Below are 16066 nucleotides of genomic sequence, written 5' to 3' on the forward strand. Positions count from 1 at the left end.
TTTAAACATGCGTCGCTTTGCTGACGTTTGGCAGGCAATTAAACAGGAGGTTTTTTGATGCTAATTTTTATCCCCGTTCTTATTTTTGTCGCCCTGGTGATCGTTATTGCCGGGGTGAAAATTGTCCCGCAGGGCTACCAGTGGACCGTCGAGCGCTTTGGCCGCTATACCATGACGCTCCAGCCGGGCCTGAGTCTGGTGGTGCCGTTTATGGACCGCATCGGGCGGAAAATTAATTAAATCCGGTAAACCCCCGGCATTGCCGGGGGACTCCGAAAGGTTTGACCTTTAAGTCAGTCGCGCGAATCTGAAATCTCCGCCAAGAGATGAGGATTCGTGATGAGAGACTATCAGAGCTTAAGCCATACGAAATGGGACTGTAAATATCACGTGGTTTATATCCCTAAACGCCGGAAACAGCGGTTATATGGTGCGCTGCGGCATGAGTTGGGAAAAATATTCCACGAGCTTGCGAGCCAGAAGGGCTGTCAGATTTTGGAGGGGCATCTGATGCGTGATCATGTCCACATGTGCATCAGCATACCGCCAAAGTACTCGGTATCGACAGTCGTCGGCTATCTGAAGGGAAAAAGCGCGATAGCGATAGCACGACACTTCGGCAGAGGTAAAAACTTCACCGGAGAAGTTTTCTGGGCACGAGGATATTTCGTTTCAACCGTTGGTTTGGATGAAGCCACGGTCAGGGCATACATACGCAACCAGGAGAGAGAGACGAACGATACGATCAAATGAAACTGAACGTATAGCAGCCGCCCTGGGCGGCTCATGGTTTGTCGGCGCCTTTGAGGCGCTCCCCCTAAAGCCTCCGGCTCTGCCGGAGGATACTTACATGATGGAGCAGGTGCTGGATATTCCCTCGCAGGAGGTTATTTCGCGCGATAACGCCAACGTCACCATCGATGCGGTGTGCTTTATTCAGGTTATTGATGCGCCGAAAGCGGCCTATGAGGTCAGCAACCTCGAGCTGGCGATTATCAACCTGACGATGACCAACATCCGTACCGTACTCGGCTCGATGGAGCTCGACGAAATGCTCTCCCAGCGCGACAGCATCAACACCCGCCTGCTGCATATCGTCGATGAGGCAACCAACCCGTGGGGGATCAAAATCACCCGCGTGGAAATTCGCGACGTGCGCCCGCCGGCGGAGCTTATCGCCTCGATGAACGCCCAGATGAAGGCCGAGCGTACCAAGCGCGCCTATATTCTCGAGGCCGAAGGGGTACGTCAGGCGGAGATCCTGAAAGCCGAAGGCGAAAAGCAGTCGCAAATCCTCAAAGCCGAAGGCGAGCGCCAGTCGGCGTTCCTGCAGGCGGAAGCGCGTGAACGTTCGGCGGAAGCGGAGGCCCGCGCCACCCAAATGGTCTCTTCCGCTATTGCCTCCGGGGATATTCAGGCGATTAACTACTTCGTTGCGCAGAAATATACCGACGCGCTGCAGCAAATCGGCGCAGCAAATAACAGCAAAGTTGTGCTGATGCCGCTCGACGCGACCAGCCTGATGGGCTCTATCGCCGGAATTAGCGAACTGCTTAAAGAAGGCGCCGGCGAACGGAAAAAACTATGATCGCGATGATACTGGTTCATCCGCACCTCTTCTGGCTGAGCCTCGGCGGGCTGCTGCTGGCGGCGGAGATGCTCGGCGGCAACGGCTATCTGCTGTGGAGCGGCGTTGCCGGGGTGATCACCGGGGCGCTGACCTGGATGCTGCCGCTGGGCTGGGAGTGGCAGGGCACGCTGTTTGCCGCGCTGACCCTGCTGGCGGCCTGGCTATGGTCGCGCTGGCTGCGCGGCCAGCTGAAGCGGCAGAAGCCGGCAGACGCCCGGCTTAACCAGCGCGGAAATCAGCTGATCGGCCGCGTCTTCTCGCTGGAAACGGCGCTGGTCAACGGCCGCGGCCACGTGCGCGTTGGCGATAGCTCATGGCCGGTGGTCGCCGATGAGGACCTCGCCGCCGGCAGTAAGGTCGAGGTGCTGGCCGTTGAGGGCATCACGCTGCGGATCAGGCTCGCCCCTCCCCATCGCTAAATCTGCGCCTTGCGATGGCAGCAGCCGGAGAGATTGTCGATAATCGGGCAATCCGCACCGTCATCGCCGGGACAGGACTCCGCCAGCGCCAGCAGGTGGCTACGCATGCTCTGCAGCTCGCTGATATGGCGCTCAATATCAGCGACTTTATCCAGGGTTCTGCGCTTAACATCGGCGCTATGCCGCGACGGATCGTTAAACAGACCGACCAGCTCGCGGCACTCCTCCAGATTAAATCCGACCTGCCGCGCCTGGCGCAGCAGGGTCAGCTCGTCCAGGTGCCGCTGGCTGTAGCTGCGGTAGCCATTGTCGCTCCGCAGCGGCGGCGTCACCAGCCCCTTCTCTTCGTAGAAGCGAATCGCTTTACTGGTTAAGCCGGTCCTTTTTGCCACATCGCTGATATTCATCGCCTCTGCACCTCGCTGCCTCTCGCACTGCCCCTATTGTAGGACCATTCGCGCAATAACCAACCCTGCACGGGAAGGAAAAAATATAAGCCATATTTTTTATCAGGTTAACCGCGCCCGCGATATTGCATAACGTGATAAGCCTCGCAAAAAGCTATTTACGCAGCGGTAGAAATTGACCCATATCAAAGGTGCATTCCATTTACCTCTTCGCGTCTGGACGAGCCCTTTAGAAACCAATATAAATGCGAATGATAGTAGTTATCATTATAATAAAGGTTAATCTAATGGTGGAAAGGACAAAACGGGGGAGCCTGTTGCTCTCCAGCCTGTCGCTGTTTGTTGCCGCTAACGTTTCTGCGGCAACCCCGACCAGCACAGCTAAAACGACCGGCGACGAGACGCTGATCGTCACGGCCAATCGAACAGAATCAAGCCTCTGGGAAAGCCCGGCGACCGTGCAGGTTATCGACCGGGACACGCTCAACAACTCAACCAGCGTCTCTATCGCCGACGATCTGCAGGATATTCCCGGCGTTGAGGTGACCGATAACTCTCTGGCCGGGCGCAAGCAAATCCGCATCCGCGGCGAGGCCTCTTCGCGGGTGCTGATTTTGATTGACGGCCAGGTGGTCAGCTACCAGCGCGCCGGGCAGAACTACGGCGTCGGGCTGCTGATCGATGAATCCGCGCTGGAGCGAATCGAGGTGGTAAAAGGCCCCTACTCGGTACTGTACGGATCGCAGGCCATCGGCGGCGTGATCAACTTTATCACGAAGAAAGGCGGGACCAGGCCCCTCGCCGGCACGGTGAAAGCGGTGTATAACTCGGCGACCGCGGGCTGGGATGAGTCCGCTGCGGCCTGGGGCAGCATCGGCCAGTTCGACTATCGTATCAACGGCAGCTACTCCGATCAGGGCAACCGCGATACGCCGGACGGCAGATTGCAGAACACCAACTTCCGCAACAACAGCCAGGGCGTGTGGCTTGGCTACACTCTCGACCGGCATAAATTCGGCCTGTCGCTCGACCGCTACAAAACCTCCACGCAAACCTGGTTTGACGATCCGGACGGCCAATATGAAGACTTCAGCGTCCGTATTCCGAAGCTGGAACGTGAAAAAGTCGGCGTGTTCTATGATTACGACGCCGGCGGCGATTATCTGAAAAAAATTCACCTCGACGCCTACAGCCAGACCATTGCGCGTGAATTTGAAAACCGGATTAAGACCACCCAGACGATCCCCAGCCCGGCGATCCAGGCGCTGACGGTCAGCAACCAGACCAATACCAACGATAAGCAATATACCCAGGGCGTAACGCTGCAGGGCAACTTCTCCCTGCCGGCGAACAATGAGCTGGTTATCGGCACCCAGTATCAGCATGACAAAGTGAAGCAGGATACCCGCAGCAGCACGCGGCAGACGGCGGCCACCGGCGCCTTCGATATCCAGACCCTCACGCTATCGCATATTGAGGCGCAGCAAAGCAACGCCTCGGTGTTTGCTCAAAACGACTGGCGCTTCGCCGATGACTGGACCTGGACCGTTGGCGCGCGTCAGTACTGGCTCTCCTCGGAGCTTAACCGCAGCGACAGCCAGAGCGGCGCGGTCAGCCAGTCAATGGGCGGAAAATCGGCCCATGACGATAAGCTGGTCACCTCGACCAGCCTGCGCTATTCCGGCTTTAAAGATATAGAACTGCGCGCGGCGTACGCCCAGGGCTACGTCTTCCCGACGCTGACCCAGCTGTTTATGCAGACCTCGGCCGGCGGCGGCGTCACCTATGGCAACGCCGGACTGAAAGCGGAACACTCCAACAACTACGAGCTGGGCGCCCGTTACAAAGGCAATATGTGGCTGGTTGACGGCGCGATTTACTACTCCGAAGCCAAAGACTATATCGCCAGCCTCGCCTGTTCGGGGCAGACGATTTGCAACGGCAACAGCACCTCTTCCCGCGGCGAGTACTTCTATTACGACAATATCGATCGCGCTAAAACCTGGGGGATGGAGCTGACGGCGGAGTACAACGGCTGGGCCGTTTCACCCTATCTGAGCGGCAATCTTATCCGCCGGCAGTATGAAGGCGAAACCATTAAAACCTGGGATACCGGCGAACCCACCGTGACCGGAAGGGCCGGCCTGAAGCATACGCTGCTGCTGAATAGCGCCAACGTCACCTCCGATCTCTTCGTGCGCGCCGCCGCCAGCGCCAATGATAAAACCGGCAGCAGGGAGATTCGCTATCCGGGATGGGCAACGCTTAACCTCGCGTTCAATACCGAGTTTGGCCCGCAGGATCAGTATCAGGTCAACCTGGCGCTTAACAACCTGACCAACAAACGCTATCAAACCGCCCATGAAACCATTCCGGCGGCCGGATTTAACGCAGCGGTCGGTTTTGCGTGGAACTTCTGATGATGAAAAAAGTGTTGTTCGTCCTGCTGACGCTTTGTGCCGCCTGCGCAACCTCTGCCAGCGAACGTATCGTCGTTGCCGGCGGCTCGCTTAGCGAACTGATCTACGCCCTTGAAGCCGGAAATCAGCTGGTCGGCGTCGATGAAACCACCTCCTGGCCGCCGGAAACGGCCAGGCTGCCGCATATCGGCTACTGGAAGCAGCTCAGCAGCGAAGGCATTTTATCCCTCAGGCCGGACGTTTTTATCACCTGGCGGGATGCCGGGCCGCAGATCGTTCTGGATCAGCTGCGGACGCAAAAAGTTAACATTGTCACCCTGCCGCGCGTGCCGGCCACGGTTGAACAGATGTACGCCAACATTCGCCAGTTGGCGAAGACGCTGCGGGTTCCCGAGCGAGGAGATGCGCTGGTAAACCAGATTCATCAGCGTCTGGCGCGCGTTCAGCACAGCGTTGCGGCGCACAAGGCGCCGGTCAGGGCGATGTTTATTCTCTCCGCGGGCAGCAGCGCGCCGCAGGTGGCCGGTAAGGGCAGCGTTGCCGACGCCATTCTGACCCTCGCGGGCGCACGGAATGTGGCGTCGCACGAGCAATATAAAAGCTACAGCGCGGAATCGCTGATTGCGGCAAACCCGGAGGTTATTGTCGTGACCTCGCAGATGGTGGATGGCGATATTAACCGGCTGCGCGCCGTCGCCGGCATAACCCACACCGCCGCATGGAAAAATCAGCGCATTGTTACCGTCGATCAGGCGCTGATCCTTGGTATGGGCCCTCGGGTTGCCGACGCGGTTGAGTCCCTGCACCAGCAGTTTTGGCCCCAATAACTGGATTTGATGTTGACGCTATGAAGACTAACAACGCCCTGGATCTCTCTGCGCATTTCGCGCTGGAGGGAAACCAGCCCTTTAAAGATCGTCGGGCCACCATGCCGTGGCGCGGCGCGATCCCGGTGGCGAAAGAGCAGCTGGCACAAACCTGGCAGGAGGTCATCAGCCACAGCGCGCCGCCGCGTAAAAGACTGCTGTACCTGCATATTCCCTTTTGCGCCACCCACTGTACTTTTTGCGGTTTTTATCAGAACCGTTACGAAGATGACCACTGCGCCCGCTATACCGACGCGCTGCTGCGCGAAATCGAGATGGAGGCCGATAGCGTCCTGCACCAGTCGGCGCCGATCCACGCGGTTTACTTTGGCGGTGGTACGCCCTCGGCGCTGGCGGCGCGGGATCTGGCGCGAATTATCACCACCCTGCGGCAAAAGCTGCCCCTCGCGCCGGACTGCGAAATCACCATCGAAGGACGGGTGCTTAACTTTGATGACAACCGCATCGACGCCTGCCTGGATGCCGGAGCCAATCGCTTCTCCATCGGCATTCAGTCCTTCAACAGCAAGGTGCGCAAGAAAATGGCCCGCACCTCCGACGGCCCCACCGCCGCCGCCTTTATGCGGGGACTGGTGCGGCGGGATCGCGCGGCCGTGGTGTGCGATCTGCTGTTCGGCCTCCCCGGCCAGGACGCAAAGCTGTGGGGGGAAGATCTCAACATCGCCCGCGATATCGGGCTCGACGGCGTCGATCTCTACGCCCTTAATCTGCTGCCCAACACGCCGCTGGGTAAAGCCGTGGAAAACGGGCGCACCGCCGTCCCCACGCCGGCAGAGCGCCGCGATCTCTACCTTCAGGGCTGCGACTTCATGGACGACGCGGGCTGGCGCTGTATCAGCAACAGCCACTGGGCCCGCACAACCCGCGAACGCAATCTCTACAACCTGCTGATTAAGCAGGGGGCCGACTGCCTGGCCCTCGGCTCCGGCGCCGGCGGCTCGGTCAACGGCTATTCGTGGATGGTGGAACGTAACCTGACGACCTGGCACGAAGCGATCGCCGCCGGGAAAAAGCCGCTGATGATGATGATGCGCGCCGCCGAGCGCGGTTTTCAGTGGCGGCATACGCTGCAGTCGGGCGTGGAGACAGCGCGCGTGCCGCTGGATGAGCTGACGCCGCGCGCCGGGGAGCTGACCCCTTTACTGGCCCAGTGGCATAATGCAGGGCTCACCCGCGACGCCTCAACCTGCCTGCGCCTGACCAATGAAGGACGCTTCTGGGCCAGCAACATTTTGCAGTCTCTTGATGATCTGATTCAACAACTTAACGCGCCGCACATTGCGGTAGAGCAACCCTAACAGGAGTGATTTATGAGCCATGTTTCTTTAGCGGAATTTTTGCTAACCGAGCCGGACGGCACCCTGGAGGCGATCGCCGATCGCTACCAAACTTCCCTTCTGGAGGTGGTGCGAAACCTTCCCTCGCCGACGGTCGTGTCGGGTGAAAGGTTTGACGCCGTCTGGGAAACCGTCAGCGAATGGGGCAAAGTCACGACGCTGGTCCATACCGCCGACGTTATCCTTGAGTTTACCGGCGAGCTGCCTTCCGGATTCCATCGCCACGGCTATTTCAATCTGCGCGGCAAAAAGGGCATGACGGGCCATATCAAAGCGGAAAACTGCCGCCATATCGCGCTGATTGAACGTAAATTTATGGGCATGGATACCGCGTCGATCCTCTTCTTTAACCAGGCAGGTAGCGCGATGTTCAAGATTTTCCTCGGTCGCGATGAGCACCGCCAGCTGCTCGCTGAGCAGGTTAGCGCCTTCCGGGCCCTCGCCGCGTCACTCAAGGAAACCGCCTGATGAGGCCGTGGTTAATTTTTGGTGCCGGCGGCAGCGGCACCGGCGCAAAGGTGCTTGAGCTGGCGCTGGCGGAGCGGCGTCCGCTGCTGGCGGTGGTGCGCAATCCGCAATCCGCTGCCGCCCTTGAGGCGAAAGGCGTGCGGGTTTTCGCCGGCGACGCCTGCGATGCCGCCACGGTGGCTGACGCCTGTCACGCCGCCGGTCCCGATGCGCTGATCGTCTCCTCCATGGGCGGCGCCGAGGACTACCTGGCGCACAGGACCGTTATTGATGCGGCAGAAAAAGCGGGTATCGGGCGGATGATTCTGGTGACCTCGCTGGGCTGCGGCGATAGCTGGCCCTTTTTATCCCCCCGAGCCAAAGCCGCGTTTGGCCAGGCGGTGCGCGAAAAGACCCTGGCGGAAAGCTGGCTGCAAACCAGCGGCCTCGATTATGCCATCCTGCGCCCCGGCGGCCTGCTCAACGGCGAGGCCACCGGTAAAGCGCAGCGCTTGCAGAATCAGGAGTGCCACGGTTTCGTGAGGCGCGCGGACGTTGCCGCGCATATTCACGAGCTGGCCGCCGCGCCGGCGCTCAACAATCAGATCTACAGCCTGATTGAGCCGGACCTGAAGCCGGCGTAATCCCCTCGCGGCGCGGCATATCCGCGCCGCAAAGACGTTATGGAGTTTTGCGTGCTCAAGGATTCACTCTCTTCCGTCAGCGTACTGACGGGCCTTTCACTGCTGCTGGCCGCGCTGGTGCTGGTTGGTGCCAGCCAGGGCGCGCTGAACATCAGCTTCAGCGCGCTGTTTGACGAGGAATACCGTGATATCTGGCTGAACATTCGTCTGCCCCGCGTGCTGCTGGCGGTGCTGGTGGGCTCGGCGCTGGCGACGGCGGGGGTCATTATGCAGGGGCTGTTTCGTAACCCGATGGCCGACCCCGGCCTGCTTGGCGTCAGCAGCGGCTCCGCGCTGATGGTGGGAGTGGCGATCGTTCTGCCCTTCTCATTTCCGGTGGTTCTGGCGCTATACGAGCAGATGATTTTTGCCGTCGCCGGCAGCATGGCGGTCTGCGCGGTGATTTTTCTCATCAGCCGGCGCCACGCTCACGGCGGCATGATGCAGCTCCTGTTAGCCGGCATCGCTATCAACGCGCTGTGCGGAGCGGCGATCGGCGTGCTGAGCTACATCGGCGACGAGCAGCAGCTGCGCCAGCTCACGCTGTGGATGATGGGCAACCTTGGCCAGGCGCAGTGGCCTACGCTGCTGGTCGCCAGCTCGTTTGTCTTGCCGGCGATTGTCGCCACGCTGTTTCTTGCCGGGACGCTCAACCTGCTGCAGACTGGGAGATGAAGAGGCGCACTATCTCGGCGTTAACGTTAAGCGTAAACGTCAGCAGCTGCTGTTGCTCAGCCTCGCTGCTGGTCGGCGCGGCCGTTTCGGTGAGCGGCGTGATCGGCTTTATTGGCCTGGTGATCCCACACCTGATCCGCATGACCACCGGGGCCGATCATCGCTGGCTTATCCCCTGCTCGACGCTGGCCGGAGCCTGCCTGCTGCTGGTGGCCGATACACTCGCCCGCACGCTGGTGCAGCCGGCGGAAATGCCCGTCGGCCTGCTGACCAGCCTGATCGGCGGCCCCTATTTTCTGTGGCTGATCCTGCGCAGCCGGAGGGCAGCATGATTCTGGCCGAAAATCTGGTGTATACCCTGCAGGGACGGCGTCTGACCGATAACGTCTCCCTGACGCTGCCCGGCGGGGAGATCGTCGCCATTCTGGGTCCGAACGGCGCCGGAAAGTCCACGCTGCTGCGCCAGCTCACGGGCTATCTACGGCCGCACGGCGGGCGATGTTCCCTGCTGGGTACGCCGCTGGAGGCGTGGTCGATAGCCGAGCTGGCGAAAACCCGCGCCGTGATGCGGCAGAACGGCCATCTGGCGTTTCCGTTCAGCGTACAGGAAGTGATCCGCATGGGCAGACATCCCTGGCGGACATGCAGCTCGCGTGATGAAACGGATCGCATCATGGCGCTGTGCGACTGCCGCGAGCTGGCCGCCCGCGACTATCGGCAACTCTCCGGCGGCGAACAGCAGCGGGTACAGCTGGCGCGCCTGCTGGTGCAGCTCTGGGAGCCGGTCCCGTCGCCCAAATGGCTGTTTCTGGATGAGCCCACTTCCGCCCTCGATATTCACCACCAGCAGCATCTTTTTCGCCTGCTGCGCCGGCTGGTGCGCGAGCGGCAGTTCAACGTCTGCTGCGTCCTGCACGACCTTAACCTTGCCGCGCGCTATGCCGATCGCGTGGTGCTGATGGATAAAGGGCGCGTCGTCGATAGCGGCAGCCCGCAGGAGGTTATGCAGCAGCGGGCGCTGAAAGACCTCTACGGCGCGGATATCACGGTAATTAAAGAGTCTGAAAATCAAACGCCGCTGATCGTTCTTGATTATTAAGTTCAGGGTTCCCCGGTCGAAGCGCCCCCCTGGCCGGCGTCTTTTTGCCGCATTGACGAAAACCGCCTTGACCTTCCCCTTGCTGGAAGGTTTAACCTTTATCACCGTCAGCTCATCCACGTAATAAAGGAGTTTGTTATGTCACAAACCATCGACCTGACGCTCGATGGCCTCACCTGCGGCCACTGCGTCAAACGCGTAAAAGAGAGCCTGGAGCAGCGTCCTGACGTTGAACTGGCGGACGTCACCACTACCGAAGCGCACGTCACCGGTAGCGCCAGCGCCGAAGCGCTGATCGACACGATTCAGAAAGCCGGATACGGCGCGGAGCTCAGCCGCCCAAAGGCTAAACCGCTGGCGGAATCAACACTCCCGTCGGAAGCACCGACAGCGGCCTCTCCCGAGCTTCCGGCAGCCCATGATACCGATGACAGCCAACAGTTGCTGATCAACGGCATGAGCTGTGCCAGCTGCGTTTCCCGGGTACAGAAGGCGCTTGCCGCGGTACCGGGCGTCGCGCAGGCGCGGGTAAACCTGGCGGAACGCACTGCGCTGGTCATGGGCAGCGCGTCCGCCGCAGAATTAGTGCTGGCGGTGGAGAAGGCAGGCTATGGCGCCGAGGCTATCGAAGACGATCTGCAGCGCCGCGAGCGCCAGCAGGAAACCGCCATCGCCACCATGAAACGCTTCCGCTGGCAGGCGATCGTCGCCCTGCTGGTGGGCGTTCCGCTGATGGTGTGGGGAATGCTCGGTGACAACATGATGGTCACCGACGACAACCGCTCGCTGTGGCTGGCTATCGGACTGGTCACCCTGGCGGTGATGGTCTTTGCCGGCGGCCACTTCTACCGCAGCGCCTGGAAAAGCCTGAGAAACGGCACCGCCACTATGGATACGCTGGTGGCGCTGGGCACCGGGGTCGCCTGGCTCTACTCAATGAGCGTCAACCTGTGGCCGCAGTGGTTCCCGATGGAAGCTCGCCACCTCTATTATGAAGCCAGCGCCATGATTATCGGTCTGATTAACCTCGGCCATATGCTGGAAGCCCGCGCCCGGCAGCGATCTTCTCGGGCGCTGGAAAAACTGCTCGACCTGACGCCGCCGTCGGCGCGGGTGGTCACGCCTGAGGGTGAAAAAAGCGTACCGCTGGCGCAAGTTCTGCCCGGTATGACCCTGCGCCTGACCACCGGCGACCGGGTGCCAGTTGACGGCACCATCACCCAGGGCGAGGCCTGGCTGGATGAAGCCATGCTGACCGGCGAACCGATCCCGCAGCAGAAAAGCGACGGAGATCCCCTGCATGCCGGTACGGTGGTGCAGGATGGCAGCGTCCTGTTTACCGCCAGCGCCGTAGGGAGTCAGACCACGCTGGCGCGAATTATCCGTATGGTGCGCCAGGCGCAGAGCAGTAAACCAGAAATCGGCCAGCTAGCGGATAAAATTTCCGCCGTCTTCGTCCCGACGGTGGTGGTCATTGCGCTGTTCAGCGCGGCAATCTGGTACTTCTTCGGCCCGGCGCCGCAAATCGTCTATACCCTGATCATCGCCACCACGGTGCTGATTATCGCCTGCCCCTGCGCGCTGGGCCTGGCAACGCCGATGTCGATTATTTCCGGCGTCGGCCGGGCGGCGGAGTACGGCGTGCTGGTGCGCGACGCCGATGCGCTGCAGCGCGCCAGCCAGCTGGATACCGTCGTATTCGATAAAACTGGAACCCTGACCGAAGGGAAACCGCAGGTTGTGGCGGTGAAAACCTTTACCGCTATCGATGAGGCGGCCGCTTTACGCCTGGCCGCCGCGCTGGAACAGGGCTCCAGCCATCCTCTGGCGCGGGCGATCCTCGACAAAGCGGCGGATAACGCGCTGCCGGAAGTTGGGAACTTCCGTACCCTACGCGGGCTGGGGGTGAGCGGCGAGGCCGACGGCCATCGTCTCCTGCTCGGTAATCAGGCGCTGCTCAACGAGCAGAATATTGCCACCGACGCGGCGGAAAGCGACCTCAACGCTCAGGCCGCGCAGGGCGCCACGCCGGTGCTGCTGGCGGTAGACGGCGAGGTTGCCGCGCTGATCGCCATTCGCGATCCGCTGCGCGGCGACAGCGTGGCGGCGCTGGCCCGCCTGCATCGCCTGGGCTACCGTCTGGTGATGCTCACCGGCGATAACCCGGTCACCGCCAACGCTATCGCCAAAGAAGCGGGTATCGACGAGGTGATTGCCGGCGTCCTGCCGGACGGTAAAGCCGATGCCATCAAGCGCCTGCAAAGCCAGGGGCATCAGGTCGCGATGGTCGGCGATGGCATTAACGACGCCCCGGCGCTGGCACAGGCCGATGTCGGCATTGCGATGGGCGGCGGCAGCGACGTCGCCATTGAAACGGCGGCGATTACCCTGATGCGCCATAGCCTGAACGGCGTCGCCGACGCGCTGGCCATTGCCAAAGCCACGCTGCGTAATATGAAGCAGAACCTGCTGGGCGCCTTTGTCTATAACTCGCTGGGCATTCCGATTGCCGCCGGGATCCTCTGGCCGCTCACCGGTACGCTGCTCAACCCGGTGGTTGCCGGGGCGGCGATGGCGCTCTCCTCGATTACCGTAGTGAGCAACGCCAACCGGCTGCTGCGCTTTAAACCAAAAGAGTAAACTCTCACGCGGACCCGAACCTGGAGCCATCCTGGATAGCGGCATCACGCCCTGTCCGGGCTACCGCACGCTTATCCCCCCGCCCACGCTTGCGCCTCCCGGCCGCGCGCGCTAGCATGAGTTCTTCACATTGCGGAGCGCGTATGGGCCTGTTAAACCGAATAAAAATGCTGTGGCGAGCCGCCGTTGGCTCGTCTTATTCCTGGCCGGCGTTGGATGTTACCCTCCCCGGCGGACGCTATCTGCATCTCGTCGGCAGCATTCATATGGGCACCCGCGATATGTCGCCGCCGCCGGCGAGGCTGCTGAAAAAAATTCGCCAGGCCGATGCGCTGATTGTCGAAGCCGACATTACCGGTAACGAGACGCCCTTCAGCAACCTCCCCGCCTATCCGCCGCTGGCCGAGCGCCTGAGCGCCGAACGGATCGTTGAGCTGGAAGCCCGCGCCGCGGAGCTGGGGCTGGCAACCGCCATTTTCGACAGCCAGCCGCTGTGGCAGGTTGCCATGGCGCTGCAGGCAACCCAGGCGCAAAAGCTGGGGCTTCGTCCGGATTACGGGATCGACTATCAGTCTGCTGATGGCGGCGCGCGAAAACCGCGTGCGGGTGATGGAGCTGGAGGGAACCGATAGCCAGATAGCGCTGCTTCGCGATTTGCCCGACGGCGGGCTGGCGCTGCTGGAAGATACGCTGACCCACTGGCGAACCAACGCCCGTCTTCTGCAGGTGATGATCGGCTGGTGGCTGGAGCAGCCGCCGGCAAAAGGGGCGACCTCGCTGCCCACGACCTTTAGCCAGTCGCTGTACGATGTTCTGATGCATCAGCGCAACCTCGCCTGGCGCGAAACGCTGCTGGCTCTGCCTCCGGGGCGCTACGTTGTCGCCGTCGGCGCGCTGCATTTATACGGTGAAGGGAACCTGCCTGATATGCTGACGTAAAAAAATGGCCAATATTTCTATTGGCCCGTCAAAGAGGAATTTCATCATTATTATTATCCCGAGATTTGCACCTCGGATCGTTCGATTGTCGCTCAAAGTGACCATCACTGCCAATACTATTGCGCAAGATGGTACTATTTTTTACACAATCATCAGGCGTATGCTTAACGTACATTAGATCGGTTGGTAAGAAGGATAACGATGACTCCCGCCGTTAAATTACTCGAAAAAAACAAAATTGCTTTTACGATCCACAGCTACGATCACGATCCCGGCGAAACCAATTTCGGCGACGAAGTGGTGCGCAAACTCGGCCTGAACGCCGATCGGGTTTATAAAACGCTGCTGGTGGCGCTCAACGGGGATATGAAGCATCTGGCCGTGGCGGTCACCCCGGTTGCCGGTCAGCTGGATTTGAAAAAAGTGGCCAAAGCGCTGGGCGCGAAGAAAGTGGATATGGCCGACCCGATGGTGGCGCAGCGGGTAACCGGCTATCTGGTCGGCGGTATCAGCCCGCTTGGGCAGAAAAAGCGTCTGCCGACGGTGATTGACGCCCCGGCACAGGAGTTTGCCACCATGTATATCTCAGGCGGCAAGCGCGGGCTGGATATCGAGCTGGCGGCCAGCGATCTGGCGAAAATCCTGGATGCGAAGTTCGCCGATATCGCCCGCCGCGATTAATCTCTCCAGCCGCCTCGCGCCGCTGGCCGGGTCAAAGCCACAACCCGGCGAGCGGCGCGGCTCCGTTACTGCCAGACTCACCTCGCCTTTCGGCTCAAACGCCGCCGCGTCCAGCGGGGAGTTCTTCTGGATATACTCCTTCAGCACTTCGGCGTCGATGAAGCCGGTATTGACGTAGCCTGGCTTAGTGTCGATATGCGGATAGCCGTCGCCGCCGGTGCCGTTAAAGCTCAGGGTCGCCATGCGGTAGGTTTTCGTCGGATCGACCGGCTGGCCTTTGATTTTCAAATCATTCAGCTTGCCGTCTTTCGCCACAAAGCTGACGTTGGCGAACTGCGGATAGGCCCCGGAATCGGGCTTCATCTGCGCCACGGCGGTGAGATACTCCGTCACCTCCTGACCGTTCATATCGACGTACACCAGCACGTTGCCGAACGGCTGCACCTTCATCACGTCTTTATAGGTAATATCTCCGGCTTCGATAGAGTCGCGAATACCGCCGCCGCTCATCACCGCAAAATCGGCGCCGCTGCGCGCCATCTGCGCCGCCAGCAGCAGCTGCCCCATGTTGGTCTGCACGAAGCGCACCTTGCTGCGATCGCCCTCAAGATGAGCGTTGACGCTGCCGATTTTCACCTGCAGACTGCGCTTTGCCCTTATTCTGGAACGGCGTCAGCAGCGATAGCATCTGCGCGTTTTCCGGGATCTGCGGCGTATAGAGCACGCGTTCGCTCTGGCCGTTGTCGTAGGTCACCTTTTTCTTCAGGTTGACCGGGATCAGCTGATAGTGCACCAGCTTCATTTCGCCGTTGCGGAATTCAAAATCCGCGCGGCCCACGTATTTGCCCCATTCGTGCGCCTGGACGATCCAGATACCGTTTTGCTTGTCCGGCGCGCACGGCGTACCGGGAACATAATCCACCTGCTTTTTATTCTCCGCCGCCATGCATACCGGGTCCTGCGAATGGCCGCCGACGATCATCGCCAGCGCGCCGGCAGGCAGGCTGCGCGCCATCTCCACGTCACCCGGCGCATTCGAACCGTGCTCGCCGTTGTCATAGTGGCCCATATGGGTGGTGGCCAGAATCACGTCCGGCTTTTCATTCTGCTGCAGCTCCTGAATCACCAGCTTCGCTTCTTCCGCCGGCTTGCGGAATTCAATATCGGTGAAGTACTCCGGGTTGCCAATTTTGGCGGTGTCGTCCGTCGTCAGGCCAATCACCGCGATATTCAGTCCGCCGCGCTTAAACAGGGCCCAGGGCTTAAACAGGCGCTCACCGGTGCTTTTCTGGTAAATATTGGCCGACAGGAACGGGAATTTAGCCCACTTCTCCTGCTGGCGCAGCACGCTGAGGGGATTATCAAACTCATGGTTACCCACCGCCATAGCGTCGTAGCCAACCAGGTTCATGCCGCGAAAATCGGGTTCCGCATCCTGTAAATCAGACTCCGGAACCCCGGTATTAATATCGCCGCCGGACAGCAATAGTACGCTGCCGCCCTCGGCGGCGACCTCTTTACGAATACCGTCCACCAGCGTTTTTTGCGCCGAGAGGCCATATTCGCCGTAATCGCTACGCCAGAAATGCCCGTGATGATCGTTGGTATGCAGAATGGTGATTTTGTAGGTTTTATCCTGCTCATAGGCCTGCGCTGACAGGCTTCCCAGCGATAGCGCCGCCAATAGCGCCAGCGCCACGCCGCGTTTCACAAATTGCATGTTTCTCTCCCTGATTTAATAACAAGTGCCGAAAGTATAGCGAGTTAAGCGATTAGACAAATATGTTTTCAGAATTGCGGCT

General features: G+C 60.2%; 11 protein-coding genes and 5 pseudogenes. 14 read left to right on the forward strand and 2 right to left on the reverse strand.

Annotated elements, in window-relative coordinates; translation table 11 throughout:
- Positions 1-57 precede the first annotated feature (57 nt).
- The 4 genes and pseudogenes from ABOC21_RS18550 to ABOC21_RS18565 all read left to right on the forward strand — a co-directional run.
- Positions 58-237 (forward strand): annotated as a pseudogene (locus ABOC21_RS18550) (SPFH domain-containing protein); the annotation flags it as partial.
- A gap of 102 nt (positions 238-339) precedes the next feature.
- Entirely contained in the window at positions 340-753 is a 414-nt protein-coding gene (tnpA, locus tag ABOC21_RS18555) for an IS200/IS605 family transposase (RefSeq protein WP_426812793.1), read from the forward strand.
- Between the two features lie 97 nt (positions 754-850).
- Positions 851-1588 (forward strand): annotated as a pseudogene (locus ABOC21_RS18560) (SPFH domain-containing protein); the annotation flags it as partial.
- Positions 1585-2049 (forward strand): NfeD family protein, encoded by a 465-nt coding sequence (locus tag ABOC21_RS18565; RefSeq protein ID WP_426812826.1) that lies wholly within the window; start codon positions 1585-1587, stop codon positions 2047-2049. The pseudogene ABOC21_RS18560 and the gene ABOC21_RS18565, both read left to right, overlap by 4 nt.
- Here ABOC21_RS18565 and cueR read toward each other — a convergent pair.
- Positions 2046-2456 (reverse strand): Cu(I)-responsive transcriptional regulator, encoded by a 411-nt coding sequence (gene cueR / locus ABOC21_RS18570; protein ID WP_426812827.1) that lies wholly within the window; start codon positions 2454-2456, stop codon positions 2046-2048. The two genes, ABOC21_RS18565 and cueR, sit on opposite strands and share 4 nt — an antisense overlap.
- 287 nt (positions 2457-2743) lie before the next feature.
- Here cueR and ABOC21_RS18575 point away from each other — a divergent pair, with 287 nt between their 5' ends.
- The 10 genes and pseudogenes from ABOC21_RS18575 to ybaK all read left to right on the forward strand — a co-directional run bounded on the left by ABOC21_RS18575 (position 2744) and on the right by ybaK (position 14264).
- Complete coding sequence (locus ABOC21_RS18575) at positions 2744-4876, forward strand: TonB-dependent receptor plug domain-containing protein (protein WP_426812828.1); 2133 nt, start codon at positions 2744-2746, stop codon at positions 4874-4876.
- Entirely contained in the window at positions 4876-5703 is an 828-nt protein-coding gene (locus ABOC21_RS18580; RefSeq protein WP_426812829.1) for a heme/hemin ABC transporter substrate-binding protein, read from the forward strand. The genes ABOC21_RS18575 and ABOC21_RS18580 overlap by 1 nt, the downstream gene beginning before the upstream one ends.
- Before the next feature lie 20 nt (positions 5704-5723).
- Complete coding sequence (gene hutW / locus ABOC21_RS18585; protein ID WP_426812830.1) at positions 5724-7061, forward strand: heme anaerobic degradation radical SAM methyltransferase ChuW/HutW; 1338 nt, start codon at positions 5724-5726, stop codon at positions 7059-7061.
- Between the two features lie 12 nt (positions 7062-7073).
- Positions 7074-7568: a heme utilization cystosolic carrier protein HutX gene (gene hutX, locus ABOC21_RS18590; RefSeq protein WP_426812831.1), complete on the forward strand. Its 495-nt coding sequence runs from the start codon at positions 7074-7076 to the stop codon at positions 7566-7568.
- Positions 7568-8191 carry an anaerobilin reductase gene (gene chuY, locus ABOC21_RS18595; protein ID WP_426812832.1) on the forward strand — a complete coding sequence of 208 codons (624 nt, stop codon included), beginning with the start codon at positions 7568-7570 and terminating at the stop codon, positions 8189-8191. Before hutX ends, chuY begins: the two co-directional genes overlap by 1 nt.
- 51 nt (positions 8192-8242) lie before the next feature.
- Positions 8243-9237 (forward strand): annotated as a pseudogene (locus ABOC21_RS18600) (FecCD family ABC transporter permease).
- Positions 9234-10004, forward strand: a complete 771-nt coding sequence (locus ABOC21_RS18605; protein ID WP_426812833.1) for a heme ABC transporter ATP-binding protein — start codon at positions 9234-9236, stop codon at positions 10002-10004. The pseudogene ABOC21_RS18600 and the gene ABOC21_RS18605 overlap by 4 nt, the downstream one beginning before the upstream one ends.
- Positions 10005-10142: 138 nt before the next feature.
- A complete protein-coding gene (gene copA, locus ABOC21_RS18610; protein ID WP_426812834.1) occupies positions 10143-12644 on the forward strand; it encodes a copper-exporting P-type ATPase CopA in 2502 nt (833 codons plus the stop codon).
- Between the two features lie 143 nt (positions 12645-12787).
- Positions 12788-13583: pseudogene (locus tag ABOC21_RS18615) on the forward strand (TraB/GumN family protein).
- A gap of 201 nt (positions 13584-13784) precedes the next feature.
- Positions 13785-14264 (forward strand): Cys-tRNA(Pro)/Cys-tRNA(Cys) deacylase YbaK, encoded by a 480-nt coding sequence (gene ybaK, locus ABOC21_RS18620; protein WP_095094513.1) that lies wholly within the window; start codon positions 13785-13787, stop codon positions 14262-14264.
- A gap of 75 nt (positions 14265-14339) precedes the next feature.
- Here ybaK and ushA read toward each other — a convergent pair.
- Positions 14340-15984, reverse strand: a pseudogene (ushA, locus tag ABOC21_RS18625) (bifunctional UDP-sugar hydrolase/5'-nucleotidase UshA); the annotation flags it as partial.
- Between the last annotated feature and the right edge of the window lie 82 nt (positions 15985-16066).

Origin of the sequence: Klebsiella sp. WOUb02 (assembly GCF_050058015.1) — a bacterium.
Classification (GTDB): Bacteria; Pseudomonadota; Gammaproteobacteria; order Enterobacterales; family Enterobacteriaceae; genus Klebsiella.

What these genes read in the sequence shown, in the direction of transcription:
- hutW (WP_426812830.1), top strand. Translation starts at nt 5,724, where the DNA reads ATGAAGACTAACAACGCCCTGGATCTCTCTGCGCATTTCGCGCTGGAG.
- ABOC21_RS18580 (WP_426812829.1), top strand. Translation starts at nt 4,876, where the DNA reads ATGATGAAAAAAGTGTTGTTCGTCCTGCTGACGCTTTGTGCCGCCTGC.
- hutX (WP_426812831.1), top strand. Translation starts at nt 7,074, where the DNA reads ATGAGCCATGTTTCTTTAGCGGAATTTTTGCTAACCGAGCCGGACGGC.
- ybaK (WP_095094513.1), top strand. Translation starts at nt 13,785, where the DNA reads ATGACTCCCGCCGTTAAATTACTCGAAAAAAACAAAATTGCTTTTACG.
- cueR (WP_426812827.1), bottom strand. Translation starts at nt 2,456, where the DNA reads ATGAATATCAGCGATGTGGCAAAAAGGACCGGCTTAACCAGTAAAGCG.
- chuY (WP_426812832.1), top strand. Translation starts at nt 7,568, where the DNA reads ATGAGGCCGTGGTTAATTTTTGGTGCCGGCGGCAGCGGCACCGGCGCA.
- ABOC21_RS18575 (WP_426812828.1), top strand. Translation starts at nt 2,744, where the DNA reads ATGGTGGAAAGGACAAAACGGGGGAGCCTGTTGCTCTCCAGCCTGTCG.
- ABOC21_RS18565 (WP_426812826.1), top strand. Translation starts at nt 1,585, where the DNA reads ATGATCGCGATGATACTGGTTCATCCGCACCTCTTCTGGCTGAGCCTC.
- copA (WP_426812834.1), top strand. Translation starts at nt 10,143, where the DNA reads ATGTCACAAACCATCGACCTGACGCTCGATGGCCTCACCTGCGGCCAC.
- ABOC21_RS18605 (WP_426812833.1), top strand. Translation starts at nt 9,234, where the DNA reads ATGATTCTGGCCGAAAATCTGGTGTATACCCTGCAGGGACGGCGTCTG.
- tnpA (WP_426812793.1), top strand. Translation starts at nt 340, where the DNA reads ATGAGAGACTATCAGAGCTTAAGCCATACGAAATGGGACTGTAAATAT.